This window comes from Gemmatimonadales bacterium (assembly GCA_030697825.1).
Taxonomy (GTDB): Bacteria; Gemmatimonadota; Gemmatimonadetes; order Gemmatimonadales; family JACORV01; genus JACORV01.
Window position 1 is genome coordinate 23250 of record JAUYOW010000078.1, and the last position, 13770, is coordinate 37019.

The window sequence follows — 13770 nt, forward strand, 5'->3', positions numbered from 1 at the left end:
GTCGCCGCGCATACGGCGCCCGCCGCGCTGCACCGCGCGCCGAATGGCGCTATTATCCGCGCCATGACCGACGTCGTGGCGCTCGCGGCCGAACTCGTCTCCCTGGAGTCCCCCACCGGCGCCGAAGGGCCGGCGGTGGATTTCGTGGCTCGCTGGCTAGTCTCCCGCGGGTGGAACGTCACCGTCCAGGAAGTGACCGATGGGCGGGGCAATGTCTGGGCCTCGCGCGCGGGTGGCGGGGTCACTTTCTCCACCCATCTCGATACGGTGCCGCCGTTCGTGCGGCCCGACCTCCGCGACGACCGCCTCTACGGCCGCGGCGCGTGCGATGCCAAGGGGATCGCCGCCGCGATGCTGGTCGCCGCCGAGCGGCTCGCGGCGCGCGGCGAGGACCGGGTGGACCTGCTCTTCGTGGTGGGCGAGGAGCATGGCTCCGACGGCGCGCGCGCGGCGAACCGGCTCCCCGCGACCAGCCGCTTCCTCATCTTCGGCGAGCCGACCGAGAGCAAGCTCGCCACCGGCGCCCGCGGGTCGCTACGGGTCACGCTGCGCACCAAGGGCCGCGCCGCGCACTCCGCCTATCCCGACCTCGGCCAGTCCGCGATCGTGCCGATGCTGGCCATCCTCCAGGACATCCAGGGCCTCCCGCTCCCCACCGATGAGATCCTCGGCGCCACGACGGTCAACGTCGGCACGATCAAGGGCGGCACCGAAGCCAACGTGATTCCGGACGCATGCGAGGCCGAGCTGATGTTCCGTCTGGCCGGGGACGTCGAGCAGCTGAAGCGCGTGGTAGAGGGGTGCGTCACGGGGCGCGCGGAGATCGGGTACGGCTCGTACACGCCGCCCGCGCCGCGCTGCCACACGGTGCCGGGCTTCGCGACGGCGCCGGTCGCGTATGCCACCGACGTCCCGCTGCTCGACCGATGGGGAACACCGCTGCTCTTCGGGCCGGGGTCCATTCATGTCGCGCACACCGCCGAGGAGTACATCGAGGTGCGGGAGCTGACGGAGAGCGTGGACGCGTATGAGCGCCTTGCCGGTATCCTCCTTGCGACTTGAGCGCATGCCGCACGTCCCGGCGACCAGGATCCCGGTCGCCGTCCTCGGCGCGACGGGCGCGGTCGGGCAGACGTTCGTCCAGCTGCTGGAGCACCATCCGTGGTTCCGGCTCGCCGCGGTCGCGGCGTCCGAGCGCTCGGCGGGGAAGAAGTATCGGGAGGCGACCCGCTGGATCGGTGGTGATCTGCCGGCGGGTGCGGCGGACCTGCCCGTCCTCCGGTGCGATCCCGCCGCGTTCGACGCGCCGGTGGTGTTCTCCGCGCTGGACGCCGGTGTCGCGGGAGAGATTGAAACCGCGTTCGCGCGCGCGGGCCGCGTGGTGCTCAGCAACGCGCGCAGCTTCCGCATGGAGCGCGACGTCCCGCTCGTCATCCCGGAGATCAACGCGGACCATCTCGCGCTGCTCGATGCGCAGCGTAGGGCACGCGGCTGGGACGGCGCCATCGTCACCAACGCCAATTGCGCGACGATCGTCATCGCGATGGCGCTGGCGCCGCTCCACGAGGCGTTCGGCGTGCGGCAGGTGTTCGCGATGACGATGCAGGCGGTCTCGGGCGCGGGGTATCCGGGCGTTCCTTCCCTCGACATCCTCGGCAATGTCATCCCGTTCATCGCCGGCGAGGAGGAGAAGATCGAGAGCGAGACGCGGAAGATCCTCGGCTGGCTGGACGGCGATTCGGTGAGCGCGGCGCCATTCGAAGTGAGCGCGCAGGCCAACCGCGTGCCGGTCGAGCACGGCCACACGGCGTGTCTTTCGGTGGCGCTTAACGAGAAAGCGGCGCCGGACGAGGCGCTGGGGGCGTTGCGCGCGTGGCGCGGCGCGGTGGAGGATCTCGACCTGCCGAGCGCGCCGAAGCCGCCGCTCATCGTGACGGATGCACCGGACCGTCCCCAGCCCCGCCGCGACGCCGGGGCTGGCGCCGGCATGGCGGTCACCGTGGGCCGGGTGCGCAAGGACCCGATCCTCGACCTCAGGCTGGTGGCGACGGGGCACAACACCATTCGCGGCGCGGCGGGCGCGTCGATCCTCAACGCCGAGCTGATGGTGGCGCGCGGCATGATCCGCGGCGTGTGATCGTCGTCAAGTTCGGCGGGACGTCGGTGGGTGACGCCGAGGCCATCCGGCGTTCGGCGGCCATCGTTCGCACCCGGCTGGACCGAAAGCCCATCGTGGTGGTCTCCGCGCTCGCGGGGACGACCAACGCGCTGCTCGCCATTGCCGAGCACGCGGTGAAGGGCCGGCTCATCGTGGCGGTGCGTGAGGTGGAGGGGTTGCGCGAGCGGCACCTCACCGCGGCCGACGATCTGCTGGGAAGTGGCGCCCCGGCGGATGAAGTGCGAGGCGATATAAGCGCGACGTGCGACGAGTTGGCGAGCCTCGCCGAGGCACTCTCAGTGCTCGGGCACGTCACGCCGCGCAGCCAGGACGCCGTCGCCGCCATCGGCGAGCAGCTGTCGCCGGGGCTCGTGACGGCGGCGTTCGCGGCGTGCGGGCTTCCCGTGGAGCTGGTGGATGCGCGGCGGGTCATGATCACCGACGAACAGTTCACTCGAGCCACACCGAAGCCCGACGCGATCGCGCGGGCGGGGCGCGAGACGCTGCTCCCGCTGGTCGAGCAGGGTCGCGTTCCGGTACTGGGCGGCTTCATCGGGGCGACGGAGCAGGGGATCACGACCACGCTGGGTCGCGGCGGCTCCGACTACAGCGCCTCGCTCATCGGGGCGGCGCTCGAAGTTGAGGCGATCGAGATCTGGACCGACGTGGACGGCATGCTCACCGCCGATCCACGCGTCGTGCCGGCGGCGCGCCTGCTCGAGCAGGTGCGCTTCGATGAGGCGTCGGAGCTGGCCACCTTCGGGGCCAAGGTGCTCCATCCCGCGACCATCGCGCCCGCGGTGGGGCGCGGGATCCCGGTTCACGTGTACAACTCCCGCCGGCCCGACGGCAAGGGGACGCGCATCACCACTGACGCCCCGCGCCGCCCGGTGACGGCGCTCGCCGGCCGGCGAGGTGTGGCGGTGCTGAAGGTGCAGTCGTCGCGGATGCTCAACGCGCACGGGTTCCTGGGCCGCCTCTTCGAGATCTTCGCGCGGCACCAGGTCGCGGTGGACGTGGTGGCTACTTCGGAGGTGTCCGTCTCTCTCACGGTGGACGGTGCGGCGCGGCTCGACGGGCTCGTGGTGGACCTCGCGACCCTGGGCGACGTCTCAGTCGAGCGTAACCGCGCGATCCTCGCGGTGGTGGGCGCGGGCCTCGGCGATCACAGCGCGACCATGGCGCATGCGATCGCCGCGCTGGGAGACATCCCCGTGCGCATGGTCTCGTTGAGCGCGACGGGGATCAATCTCACGATCATCGTGGACGATGATCTGCTGGAGCCAGGGATGCGCAGGCTGCACGCGGCTCTGTTGGAGCCGTCCGCGGCGATGTGACCAGGCTCGTGGCGGAACTCCGGACCCGACTCCGGCGTTCTTGATGACGGCATGACGACTCTGAAGGAGATCGGAGTGGGAGCGAACGGACGGGAGACCGCGACGCTGGCGGGCGGGTGCTTCTGGTGCCTCGAGGCCGTCTTCGAGCAGCTGCGCGGCGTCGAGCGCGTGGTTTCGGGCTACGCGGGAGGGACGGTGGCGAATCCGTCGTACGAGCGCGTCTGCGCGGGCGCGACGGGTCACGCCGAAGTCGTGCAGGTCACGTTCGACCCGCGAGCCGTCTCCTTCAAGCACCTGCTCGAGGTCTTCTTCACGATCCACGACCCCACGACGCTCGATCGCCAGGGGAACGACGCCGGCACGCAGTATCGCTCGGCCATCTTCTACCACTCTCCAGAGCAGAAGGCGACGGCCGAGGGCGTGGTTGCGGAGCTCACGGCCCAGAAGGTTTGGGATGCGCCGATCGTGACCAAGATCTCACCACTCGCGACGTTCTACCCCGCCGAGGATTACCACCAAGGCTATTACCGGAACAATCCGGGGCAGGGGTATTGCCGGGCGGTGATCGCGCCCAAGGTGGCCAAGCTGAGGAAGGTGTACTTCGAGAAGTTGAAAAAGGCCTGAGCGCTAGACCTCGTAGATCGCCTCGATCGGATTGAACCGCGAGGCCCGCCGCGCCGGATACCAGCCGAACAGCAGCCCGACCACCACCGCGAAGAAGACCGACATCACCACGCCGGGCACGTTGATCGGGATCGTGAAGTGCCGCCCGAACTGCTGCGCGATCTGCTGGGTGACGAAGATGAGGCCCGCGCCTCCCGCGATGCCGACCAGCGCGCCGCTCGCCGCCAACGTGAGCGCCTCGGCCAGGAACAACGCCTTGATCTCCTCGTCGTCCGCGCCCAGCGCCTTGCGGATGCCGATCTCGCGCACCCGCTCGCGCACCGAGATCAGCAGCACGCTGAAGAGCCCTATGCCGCCCACGATCATCGTCACGCCTGCGATGGCGAATAGCACGCCGTTCCACCCCTTCAGGACGTTGTCCGCCAGCGCGAGGTTCTCGGCCACCTCGGCGGCGTCGTTCTGAAGGTTGAAGTCCTCGACGCCGTGCCGCTGCCGGAGCGCCGCGCGCCCCGACTGCATGGTGCTCGGGAAGTCCGCATCCGCCGCGACGGTGACGGTCACGCTCCCCACCCGGCCCTCGCCCATCTGATAGCGGCTGAGGTACGTGTAGGGGATGTAGATCCGCCGGGCCGTGAAGCTGAAATCGACCGGGATGAACTCGAGGGGGAGCGGCGCGTTGACACCCACCACCGTGAACCGCACGGCGTCGATCGTGAGGGTACGGCCGACGGGGTCCGCGCTGCCGAAGAGGTCCTCGACGAGCGCCGAGCCGACCACGGCGACGCGCGAGCGCCCGATGATGTCGAGCGGCACGAGGGTGCGGCCCTGGATGACGGGCCAGTGCCGCTGTTCGAGGTACCCAGCGTCCACGCCGCGGACCTGGAGGCGCCGCTGGCCGAGTGGCGTGGCAACTATCATGTCCTGGCCGGCGACGTTGCCGTACACCGACTCGACCCCCGGCACGCGGCGCAGCGCCTCGAGGTCGGCGGCTTTGAGGCCGGGATGCATGAGGTCGGCGGCGCGGCGGCTGTCGCTGCGCGGGCTCCCGTCGTACAACGAGAAGCTCCTCGGCAGGCCCATTCGCCGAAGCTCGTCGTAGGCCATCGTCTTCACCGCGGCGGCGAGCGACGTCATCGCCACGACGGACGCGCACCCGAATACGATACCGGAGAGGGTGAGGACCGAGCGCACCTTGTGCGCGCCGATCTCGCGGAAGGCGTCGCGTGCCAGCTCCCACGTCGCATCGAGCGCGCCCGCGAGTCGGCCCCGGCGCCCGGCCGCGGCGGTCTCCACCGGCCAAGCCGCCGGCTCAGCCATAGCGCAGTGCCTCGACCGGCGAGAGCCTCGCCGCCTGGATCGCGGGGAAAGTGCCGGCGACGAGGCCGGTGGCGAGCGCCGTCGCGAGCGCGAGGCCGGCGACGAAGGGGCTCACCACGGCCGGCACCTGCATGAAGTGCGCGACCAGTCCGGTGAGCGCGGTGCCGAGGCCGAGGCCGGCGAGGCCGCCCAGCACCGCCACGACCACCACCTGCGCGAGCACGTGCGCGAAGATGCCGACTCCCGTGGCGCCCAGCGCCATGCGGGTGCCGAACTCGCGCACCCGCTCCACGACGGAGGCGAGCAGGATGTTCGCGATCACGATGCCGCCGGTGAAGAGCGACACCGCGCCTACCACCAGGAAGATGAAGTTGATGAGCATCAGGAACTGGGTGTTGTCGCCGCCGGCGCCCTGGCCGGAGGGCTGAAGCTCGAAGTCCTCCACGCCGTGGCGCATCGCAAGCAGGGTGCGCACTTCCGCCTCCGCGACCCTGGCGCCGTCCTGCGGCCGCGCCTTCAGCGTCATGAAGTCGAGGCGGTCGTTACCCGACAGGTTGGCGATCCCGGTGGTGATGGGGATGTAAGCGCGGCGGTTGCGGTACTCGAGCGCGTTATCCTCCCAGACCGCGAACTTGAACTCCTCGCGCTCCATCACGCCCACCACCACGTAGTTCTTCCCGCCGATGTTGACGAGCTGGTTGAGGGCACGCTCGGGGTCCCCGAACAGCGAGTCCGCGTACTTCCAGCCCAGCACCGCGACCCGTGCCCGCCGACGGACGTCCAGATCGCCGAGGAAGCGGCCCACCAGCGGCCGGATGTCGTTGATGAAGGCGTAGTCCGGCACCGTGCCGATCACTTCGCCGTCGAAGCTGACGCCGCCCGCGCGGTAGGGCAGCTCGTGGCTCCAGCCGGGGCTCACCGCGAGGAGCGTGTGGGCGCGGTCCTTCAGCATCTGGGCGTCGCGGTAGGTGAGGCGGTCGGAGCGGAGCTCGCGCGCGGTTGGCGTGATCGCCATGTCGCGGTTGCGCGCGATGATCGTCCCGGCGCCGCCCACTTCGTTGAGGAACTGGGTGGTGAGCGCCGTCTGCCCGCCGAACAGCGCCAGCACCGTGACGATGCTCGCGGTGCCGAGAATGAGGCCCAGCAGCGAGAGGACGGTCTGGCCCCAATGCCGCCGCGCTTCGTCGAGACCGGTGAGCAGCGCCTCCGCGAAAGTCACACTACGCGACCGTCGGAGATGTGGATGGTGCGGTGCGCCTCGGCGGCGACCTTGGAGTCGTGGGTGACGAGAAGGATGGTGTGGCCCGCCTCGTGCAACTCGCGAAAGGTCTTCATCACCTCGGCGCCGGACTGCGAGTCCAGGTTGCCGGTGGGTTCGTCGGCCATGAGGATGGCCGGCTCGCCGACCAGCGCGCGCGCGATCGCCACCCGCTGCCGCTCCCCACCCGACAGCTCGTCCGGACGGTGATCCATCCGGTCGCCCATGCCGAGCCGCGCGAGGATGGCGCGCGCCCGGGACTTCCGCTCCGCGCGAGGGATCCCGCCGCGATACTGGAGCGGGAGCGCGACGTTCTCGAGCACGTTGAGCCGCGGCATCAGGTTGAAGGTCTGGAAGACGAAGCCGACCTTCCTGTTCCGCACGTGCGCCAGCGTCTTGCCCCGGAGGCGGCTCACGTCCTGTCCGTCCAGCTCGTAGCTGCCGGCCGTGGGCGTGTCCAGGCAGCCGAGTATGTGCATGAGGGTGCTCTTGCCGGAGCCGGAAGGGCCGGTGATCGCGACGAACTCGCCCGCCTCGATGTCGCAGTCGGCGCCCCGCAGCGCCGGCACGTCAACCCGGCCCAGGCGGTAGGTCTTCTCCAGGCCGTTCGCGTGTATAAGTGGCACTACGACGTCCGCCGCACGCTCTTGGCCCGGTCGGCCGCCGCGACCGGGTCCTCGAGGGCCACCGAGTCGCCCGGCGCGATGCCTGGTCCGGTGATCTCGACGTGCGCGATGTCGGAAAGGCCGAGCGTGACGGGAGTCGCGTGCGCCTCACCGCCCGAGACCTTGAAGACGACCGGCTTTCCTTCCTGGTAGATGATTGCCTCGACCGGGACGCGCACCACGTTCCGCCGCGTCGGGCCGGCGATGCGCACGTTGGCGGTCATGCCGGGGCGCAGCACGCTCTGGCGTCCACGCACCTCGACCTCGACGTCGAAGACCCGCACGCGGTCCTGCTGGCGCGCCGCGGGTGGGACGAGCCGCACGACGCCCTCGACCGTGTCGTCGGGGAAGGCGTCCACGTTGAGCTGCACGCGCTCACCACGCGCCACCTTTCCGATGTCAACTTCATTCACCGCCGCCTTCACGATCAGCACCGAGAGGTCGCCGATGGTGAACATCTCGGTACCGCCGCCGAAGGCGCTGGTGCCGCCCACGACGGTTTCGCCCTCTTCGACGCCGCGCAGGATCACCACGCCGGCGGCGGGCGCGCGGATCGAAGCGAGCTGCGACGAATCGTTAGCGACCACGCCGCTCTCTTCCACGAGCCGGAGCTGGTTCTGTACGCGGTGCAGGGTGTTCTCAGCCTGCTCGATCGCCGCTCGTTTTTCCTCGATCTGCTGCTGGGTGATCATCGTGCCGACGGTGAGCCCTTGCGCGCGGTCGTAGTCGCGACGGGCGTTGTCCCGCGCGATGCGGGCGGAAGTGACGTCACTCCGCATCTGGGCGAGCTGGTTGGCCTGCGCGATGTCGGGAACGACGGTGGCGAGGAGTTGGCCCGCGCGAACCACGTCTCCCTCGCCCACCAGCAGCCGGCGCACGATCCCGGAGATCGGCGACTTGACGACGATCTGGCGGTCGGGCTCGACCACACCGGTTTCCTCAATGGTTACGTGGATGTCGCCACGGTCGGCGAAGCCGACCTTGAAGGGGTAGGGCGAGTCACCGCCCTCGCCGCTAGCCTTGGAGCATGCGGCGAGGGCCAGCAGCGGCAGGAGGGCGAGCATCGGGTGATGGCGCATCGATTCTACCTTTGCAATCCATTGGGCAGCATGGAGTTGGCCGGGGTTCAAATGCCCTACGGCCACCGCCGACGTTAGGATTCAGACCGGCCCAGCGCGGCCGTCTAACACCGGGCATCCCAGCAGCGTATACTAGTGGTCAGGTCCGCATTTCGCCTTTTACCGGAGAGGGTAACGATGCAGCGACGCTCTTCCGTGCTCTTTGCCGCCATCGGCCTCGCGGCCTCCGCCTCGGCCGCTCGCGCCCAGGCGGCTCCAGCGGCCCAGGCCACGCCCCCGCTCGAGATCGGCGCGGTGGCGCCGGACTTCGCGCTGCCCGGCGCGACCCGTTTCGGGGTCCTGCAGGACCCGATCCGCCTCAGCGACTTTCGGGGGAAGACCGTGGTCCTGGCGTTCTACTTCCGATCGCGAACGCGTGGCTGAACCGTTCAAATGAACGCGTACCGTGATCAGTACGCGCAGCTATTCAGGGACGGCCGTAACGTGGTGCTCATCGCCATTAGCGCGGACCCCGATACGATGCAGGCGGCGTGGGCACGGGAGAGCGAGTTCCCGTTCCTCTTCGCGAGTGATTCGGGCGCGGTGGTGGGGCGTGCGTACGGCGCGCTGGCCTCGCGGCCGACCATGACGAACCGGAATCTCTTCGTGGTGGGGCCGGATGGCAGGATCGCGTACCGGGCGGTGCCGTTCCGGGAGGTGGATCCGACGGCGTACACCGAGCTGGGGCAGGCGATCGATAGGACTGTGCCGGCGGCAGGGAACTGAGAAACGGTTGAGGAAAGAGAAGCGTTGAAGGTCAACGCCTTTCCCCCACCGCCCTCCGCACTGCCGCCTCGATATCCTGGTCCGGACCGACCCCGGTGTACACCACGCGTCCCCGAGCGTCCAGCGCCACCACGTAGGACGTCGCCGGGGCCTCGAACGCGCGCACCGCGCTCCCGGTGGCATCGAAGAAGAACCGGAATGGCATCCGGTGGGTCTCGAGGTGACGGCGCATCGTGTTCCGCGTCTGGTTGACGCCCACTCCCACCACGACGAAATCCACGCGCCGGCCATACCGCTGATATGCGGCCTCCATCTTCGGCAACAGTGCCCGGCAGTTCGTGCACCAGGTCGCCCAGAACTCGACCAGCACGGGACGGCGCCCCACGAACGCCGAGAAATCCGCCGCCTGCCCGTCCAGGTCCTCGACTTGCACGGCCGGCGGCGTCGCGCCGAGGGCGATGCCGATCACTTCGTCCTGCGCGGCGAGTACGCGAGGGCAGGTAAGGGCGGTCGCGGTCGCGAGCGCGGCTAGCGCGAGCGTGGTCTGGAGGGTCCTACTCACAGGACAGTTCCCATCTGTATGAAGTAGTACTCGGCCATACCGAGCAAGACGAGTCCCGCCGCTCGTTTGATCCACAGCATCCATCGGCCGGAGCGTGGCAGCGCGGCGAGCGTTCCCGACGAGAGGCCCACTACGATCAGCAGCGCCGTCATGCCCAGCGAGAACACGAAGAGGTAGATGAAGCCGAGCGCCGCGCTCTTCGTCGAGGCGACCCAGGTGAGCACCGCGGCGAACGCCGGAGCACCGCACGGCGCGGCCACGATGCCTGATGTCGCGCCGAGGAGGAAGACCGCGGGATACGAACCTCCGCCGAGGCTTCTAGCCCAGGCCACGAGCCGCTGAGGCGCGGAGACAGGGATGACGTCGAGCATGGCAAGCGCGAAGAGGAGTAGAAGGTTCCCGGTTGCGAAGCGCACCCAGGGATTCGACCCGATGGTGCCGAACAGCGAGCCGGTGAGCCCGGCCAGCAGCCCGAGCAGCGCGTAGAAGAGCGCGAGGCCGCAGGCGTACGTAAGCGTGAGGCCGATGGTCCTCGCCCGTGATGCGTTCTGGCGGGCGCTGCCGGCCAGGAGCCCGGCGGTGATGGGGATCATCGGATAGACGCACGGGGTGAGGCTCGTGACGAGGCCCGCGCCGAACAGCGCCGCCGCCGCCGTCAGGGGACGGTGGTGGAGGGACTCCGAAAGGCCCTGCAGCGTGGCGAGGATCGCGGGCATCAGGTCGAAAGGTACGCCGGAAGACTGGGGATTGCCGCCGGGCGCGCCGGGCGCCTGTCAGAACGCCATCGTCAGCGCCGAGCCGAACTCGAAATGCGCATCCGGGCTCCAGCCGAAGTCCAACCCGAACAGCGAACCCTTGGATAGCTGGAAGCGGAAGCCGGCGCCGTAACCGGTGTGCAGGCCGTTCGTCTCGAAGCGCTCATCGTGGCTCCACACCCGCCCGACGTCCGCGAATGCCAGTAGCCACAGCCGGAACGGCGAGCTGGCGAAGGCGCCGTCCCAGTACTTGTAACGGAGATCCACGCTCGCGAGCGCCTTGTTCTCGCCGATCCAGCGCCCCGGCAGGTTGGAGCGCAGCGTCGTGGGGCCTCCGAAGCCGTCGTCCGGCCGCCAGGCGGTCAGTCGCTCGTAGGCGATGTAGAAGGGGAGACGGTCGTCCGACAGCTCGAGCGACTGGCGGAGCCCGAGCGTGGTCCGCAGCCCCAGGGGGATGAACTCGCGGGCGCCGAAGGCGTAGCGAGTGTAGTCGAAGTCGCCCGAGCCCTTGAGGCCGCGCACCGCGAGTGCTTCGACCAAGACCCCCCGCGACGGCGTCGCTTCTTCGTCCCGCGTGTCGAAGAAGAGGCCGCCGCGCAGCTCTGCGCTGGTGGACGATCCCGTGTCGCTCGTGAACCCCGTGTCGATCGTGTCGCCGAGGGCGGTGGGAAGTCCGTCCAGCGTCCTTGCCGCGTAGTGGCGCCACTGGCCGCCGACCTGAAGGTGCAGCGGTCCGGCGATGCGCCGGCGTATGGCGAGGAGTCCGGTGGTGCGCACCAGGGAATAGCGGTAGTAGTGAGAGACGCCGCCGTTCGCCGCTTCCAGCGAATCGTCCACCTCGGTCGCGTTCCCGATCCCGTAGAACGGCGCGCGTCGTCCGCGCTGCGCGCCGCCCATGGCGAGGAACCGCCAGCCCGGCCAGTGCCCCGAGTAGTCGAGCGTGAGCTGGATGCCGCGGGTGCCGCTGGTCGAGATCCACGCGGTGGGCTCGATCGAGATGCCGACGGGGATCGGGCCCGGCGGAGGCGCCTTCCGCCACCCGCCGGTGATGCTCACCATGAGCCCCTCGAGCGAGCTGTAGGTGGGCACGGGGAAGAGGTAGAAAACCCACGGCTCGGACCGCTGCTGCGCGCGTCCGAGCCGGGGCGCAAGAATGAGCAGGGCGGCGAGCGCCGCGGCCGTTCGATTCAGCGTGGCGCAGGCGTGTCGTAGAGGTAGGCGGAGTCCACCAGCCGCGCCTCGCGGCCGTCGTGCACGGCGAAACGGCTGGGGTAGGCCGTGGCCGCCTCGCCCACGCGGCTGGGGTAGAGCGAGGCCGCCCCGAACTCGCCGCGCTTGTTCAGGGCGTAGAAGTTGAGTTGGAACTTGGGGCGGCCGCGGGGATCGAGCAGGCGCGGCTCCGTCGTCGCGACCACCCGTCGCAGCGTCTCGAGGCAGGCGTCCGTGGGCGTGAGGCCGCGCCGCATCCCCTCGACCGTCAGGAAGCCGCCGCACACCTTGATGTTCGACTCGCCGCGGCCGGTGGAGCCCGCCGCGCCCACGTCGTTGTCGGTGTACTGCCCGGCGCCGATGATCGGTGAGTCGCCCACGCGCCCCGGGATCTTCCACGCCAGCCCGCTCGTCGTCGTCACCGACGAGATCTCGCCGCGCGCGTTCACCACGGCGCAGTTGATCGTCCCAGTGGGCGGACGAACGAACGTCTCGCCGCGCTCGACATCCAGGAAATTGTCGTTGGGATTGAGGTTGGCGCGCCAGCGGAGCCACGCCTGGCGGGACGCATCCGTGAGCAGGTTCTCGACTTGGAAGCCGAACGACACCGCGAACCGCTGTGCCCCCTCGCCCACCAGGAAGATGTGGTTGGTGTAGCGCAGCACCAGTTTCGCCACTTCGCTCGGCGTCTTGATCCCCTCGAGGCAGCCCACCGCGCCGGCCCGCTTGGTCGGGCCGTGCATGCACGAAGCGTCGAGCTGCACGACGCCATCCGCGTTGGGCAGGCCGCCGTAACCGACCGAGTTGTCGTTCGGGTCCAGCTCCTGGATCTTCACGGCCTCGACCACGGCGTCCAGCGTGTCCACGCCCTGGTTGAGCAGCTCCATCGCGCGCGCGACGCCCCTGATGCCGTTCGCCGAGGCGACGACGCAGGGCCGCGAGCCCTGCCGGAGGACGACGGAGGGGGCCGGGAACCCCGGGGCCTTCGCCGCGGCCTTGCCCGCGAGCGGCAGGGTGGCGGCGCCGGCCAGCAGGAAGTCCCGACGAGACAGCTGATCCATCACGGTCGCTCCGGAGCGGGTGTTGTTCTCGGCAAAGATAGCGGTCGGTTCACTGGGATGGCCACCTCGGCCCAGGATTGGCCGGGGTAACGGGCATCCGAGATACGCACCAGCGCGCCGCCCCGTTGCCGCTCGACCTGGAAAACGGGGAATCGCGCCCAGCGGAGGTAGGTGCGGCCATCGGAAGTGGCGGCCGCGGCGCGCGCTTCGGAGGTCGAGTCCCCCGTGGAGATGACGTCCCAGTCATCCCCAAGGCTTGGCCGCTCGAGCCAGGCGATGGATGTGCGCACGTACCCCCGGTCCGTGTCCATCACCACGTCCCTCTGAAACGGGTTCGCGGGAACGGGCGCCGTCATGAGGTGGCGGATCGTCAGGCGGTCGCTCTGGGCGGTTTCCACCAGCCGTCGCCCGGCGACGTTGAGCGCCGCCATAGCCAGCGCATAGGCGAGTGTCAGAACGAGCGCCACCCGCGCCGGTCCGCCCGCCCGCGGGACCTCCTTCGACCATTGCCAGCGTGACCAGATCGCGCCGGCAAGCAGCAGGATCCAGATCCACGGGTCCACGATGAACAGGGTGTCGCCGTAGAACCACCGGTCGCTGAACGGCATCAGGAAGCGCACGCCGTAGGTGTTCAGGAAGTCGAGGAGCGGGTGACTCGTGACGGACATCGCGGCGAGCACGACCAGCCACCACGGGTCTGACGGTGCGGCTCCCGGCTCCCGGCGTCGCCTCACCCCGCGGTCCCAGGCCAGCATCAGCCCGGCCAGCACCAACGGCCAGACCGCGATCGCCAGCACCCCGTGCGTCCATCCTCGTCTGAAGCCGAGCGCCGTGACGGGGCCCCAAGCGTACGCGAACACGTCAACATCGGGCAGGTTCGCTCCGACGAGCAAGGTGGCCGTGCCAAGCGCTGTTTTCCGCTTCAGACCGGACTCGGCCAGGCCGAGCCCGACCAGGGTGTGGCAGAGATTGTCCATCGG

The 13770-nt window shown here is 69.7% G+C and carries 14 protein-coding genes; 5 read left to right on the forward strand and 9 right to left on the reverse strand.

The annotated features are described in order from the left end of the window. The first annotated feature begins 63 nt into the window (after nucleotides 1-63). The 4 genes from Q8Q85_04150 to msrA are packed head-to-tail and all read left to right on the forward strand — an operon-like array spanning nucleotide 64 to nucleotide 4119. Nucleotides 64-1062, forward strand: a complete 999-nt coding sequence (locus tag Q8Q85_04150; GenBank protein MDP3773437.1) for a M20/M25/M40 family metallo-hydrolase — start codon at nucleotides 64-66, stop codon at nucleotides 1060-1062. A 4-nt stretch (nucleotides 1063-1066) separates the two neighbouring features. Beyond that, nucleotides 1067-2137, forward strand: coding sequence for an aspartate-semialdehyde dehydrogenase (gene asd, locus Q8Q85_04155; GenBank protein MDP3773438.1), 1071 nt, complete (start codon nucleotides 1067-1069; stop codon nucleotides 2135-2137). After that, the gene (gene lysC / locus Q8Q85_04160) at nucleotides 2134-3495 is read left to right on the forward strand and encodes a lysine-sensitive aspartokinase 3 (protein ID MDP3773439.1); all 1362 of its coding nucleotides are present in this window, start codon (nucleotides 2134-2136) and stop codon (nucleotides 3493-3495) included. Before asd ends, lysC begins: the two co-directional genes overlap by 4 nt. 51 nt (nucleotides 3496-3546) lie before the next feature. Then, nucleotides 3547-4119 carry a peptide-methionine (S)-S-oxide reductase MsrA gene (gene msrA, locus Q8Q85_04165; protein ID MDP3773440.1) on the forward strand — a complete coding sequence of 191 codons (573 nt, stop codon included), beginning with the start codon at nucleotides 3547-3549 and terminating at the stop codon, nucleotides 4117-4119. A 3-nt stretch (nucleotides 4120-4122) separates the two neighbouring features. Here msrA and Q8Q85_04170 read toward each other — a convergent pair whose 3' ends face one another. From Q8Q85_04170 to Q8Q85_04185, 4 genes are read right to left on the reverse strand one after another with little or no spacing between them, the layout of a single operon-like run. Beyond that, nucleotides 4123-5436, reverse strand: a complete 1314-nt coding sequence (locus Q8Q85_04170; protein ID MDP3773441.1) for an ABC transporter permease — start codon at nucleotides 5434-5436, stop codon at nucleotides 4123-4125. Then, nucleotides 5429-6655, reverse strand: a complete 1227-nt coding sequence (locus tag Q8Q85_04175; GenBank protein ID MDP3773442.1) for an ABC transporter permease — start codon at nucleotides 6653-6655, stop codon at nucleotides 5429-5431. The genes Q8Q85_04170 and Q8Q85_04175 overlap by 8 nt, the downstream gene beginning before the upstream one ends. Further along, nucleotides 6652-7320 carry an ABC transporter ATP-binding protein gene (locus Q8Q85_04180; protein MDP3773443.1) on the reverse strand — a complete coding sequence of 223 codons (669 nt, stop codon included), beginning with the start codon at nucleotides 7318-7320 and terminating at the stop codon, nucleotides 6652-6654. Before Q8Q85_04180 ends, Q8Q85_04175 begins: the two co-directional genes overlap by 4 nt. Further along, nucleotides 7320-8438, reverse strand: coding sequence for an efflux RND transporter periplasmic adaptor subunit (locus Q8Q85_04185; protein MDP3773444.1), 1119 nt, complete (start codon nucleotides 8436-8438; stop codon nucleotides 7320-7322). Before Q8Q85_04185 ends, Q8Q85_04180 begins: the two co-directional genes overlap by 1 nt. Before the next feature lie 177 nt (nucleotides 8439-8615). On the opposite strand from Q8Q85_04185, the gene Q8Q85_04190 reads away from it, so the two are divergent. After that, nucleotides 8616-9203, forward strand: a complete 588-nt coding sequence (locus tag Q8Q85_04190; GenBank protein ID MDP3773445.1) for a redoxin domain-containing protein — start codon at nucleotides 8616-8618, stop codon at nucleotides 9201-9203. Between the two features lie 31 nt (nucleotides 9204-9234). Here Q8Q85_04190 and Q8Q85_04195 read toward each other — a convergent pair whose 3' ends face one another. The 5 genes from Q8Q85_04195 to Q8Q85_04215 all read right to left on the reverse strand — a co-directional run bounded on the left by Q8Q85_04195 (nucleotide 9235) and on the right by Q8Q85_04215 (nucleotide 13767). Next, nucleotides 9235-9765 carry a TlpA disulfide reductase family protein gene (locus tag Q8Q85_04195; GenBank protein MDP3773446.1) on the reverse strand — a complete coding sequence of 177 codons (531 nt, stop codon included), beginning with the start codon at nucleotides 9763-9765 and terminating at the stop codon, nucleotides 9235-9237. After that, nucleotides 9762-10481, reverse strand: a complete 720-nt coding sequence (locus Q8Q85_04200; protein MDP3773447.1) for a cytochrome c biogenesis protein CcdA — start codon at nucleotides 10479-10481, stop codon at nucleotides 9762-9764. The genes Q8Q85_04195 and Q8Q85_04200 overlap by 4 nt, the downstream gene beginning before the upstream one ends. A gap of 57 nt (nucleotides 10482-10538) precedes the next feature. After that, nucleotides 10539-11609, reverse strand: coding sequence for a BamA/TamA family outer membrane protein (locus Q8Q85_04205; GenBank protein ID MDP3773448.1), 1071 nt, complete (start codon nucleotides 11607-11609; stop codon nucleotides 10539-10541). Between the two features lie 98 nt (nucleotides 11610-11707). Then, nucleotides 11708-12790, reverse strand: coding sequence for a N(4)-(beta-N-acetylglucosaminyl)-L-asparaginase (locus tag Q8Q85_04210; GenBank protein ID MDP3773449.1), 1083 nt, complete (start codon nucleotides 12788-12790; stop codon nucleotides 11708-11710). After that, entirely contained in the window at nucleotides 12790-13767 is a 978-nt protein-coding gene (locus Q8Q85_04215) for a metal-dependent hydrolase (GenBank protein MDP3773450.1), read from the reverse strand. The genes Q8Q85_04210 and Q8Q85_04215 overlap by 1 nt, the downstream gene beginning before the upstream one ends. Nucleotides 13768-13770 lie beyond the last annotated feature (3 nt).

Bases quoted from the DNA above. Each gene is read 5' to 3' on its own strand.
- Q8Q85_04150 (MDP3773437.1), top strand. From the start codon at position 64: ATGACCGACGTCGTGGCGCTCGCGGCCGAACTCGTCTCCCTGGAGTCC.
- asd (MDP3773438.1), top strand. From the start codon at position 1,067: ATGCCGCACGTCCCGGCGACCAGGATCCCGGTCGCCGTCCTCGGCGCG.
- msrA (MDP3773440.1), top strand. From the start codon at position 3,547: ATGACGACTCTGAAGGAGATCGGAGTGGGAGCGAACGGACGGGAGACC.
- Q8Q85_04170 (MDP3773441.1), bottom strand. From the start codon at position 5,436: ATGGCTGAGCCGGCGGCTTGGCCGGTGGAGACCGCCGCGGCCGGGCGC.
- Q8Q85_04185 (MDP3773444.1), bottom strand. From the start codon at position 8,438: ATGCGCCATCACCCGATGCTCGCCCTCCTGCCGCTGCTGGCCCTCGCC.
- Q8Q85_04200 (MDP3773447.1), bottom strand. From the start codon at position 10,481: ATGCCCGCGATCCTCGCCACGCTGCAGGGCCTTTCGGAGTCCCTCCAC.
- Q8Q85_04210 (MDP3773449.1), bottom strand. From the start codon at position 12,790: ATGGATCAGCTGTCTCGTCGGGACTTCCTGCTGGCCGGCGCCGCCACC.
- Q8Q85_04215 (MDP3773450.1), bottom strand. From the start codon at position 13,767: ATGGACAATCTCTGCCACACCCTGGTCGGGCTCGGCCTGGCCGAGTCC.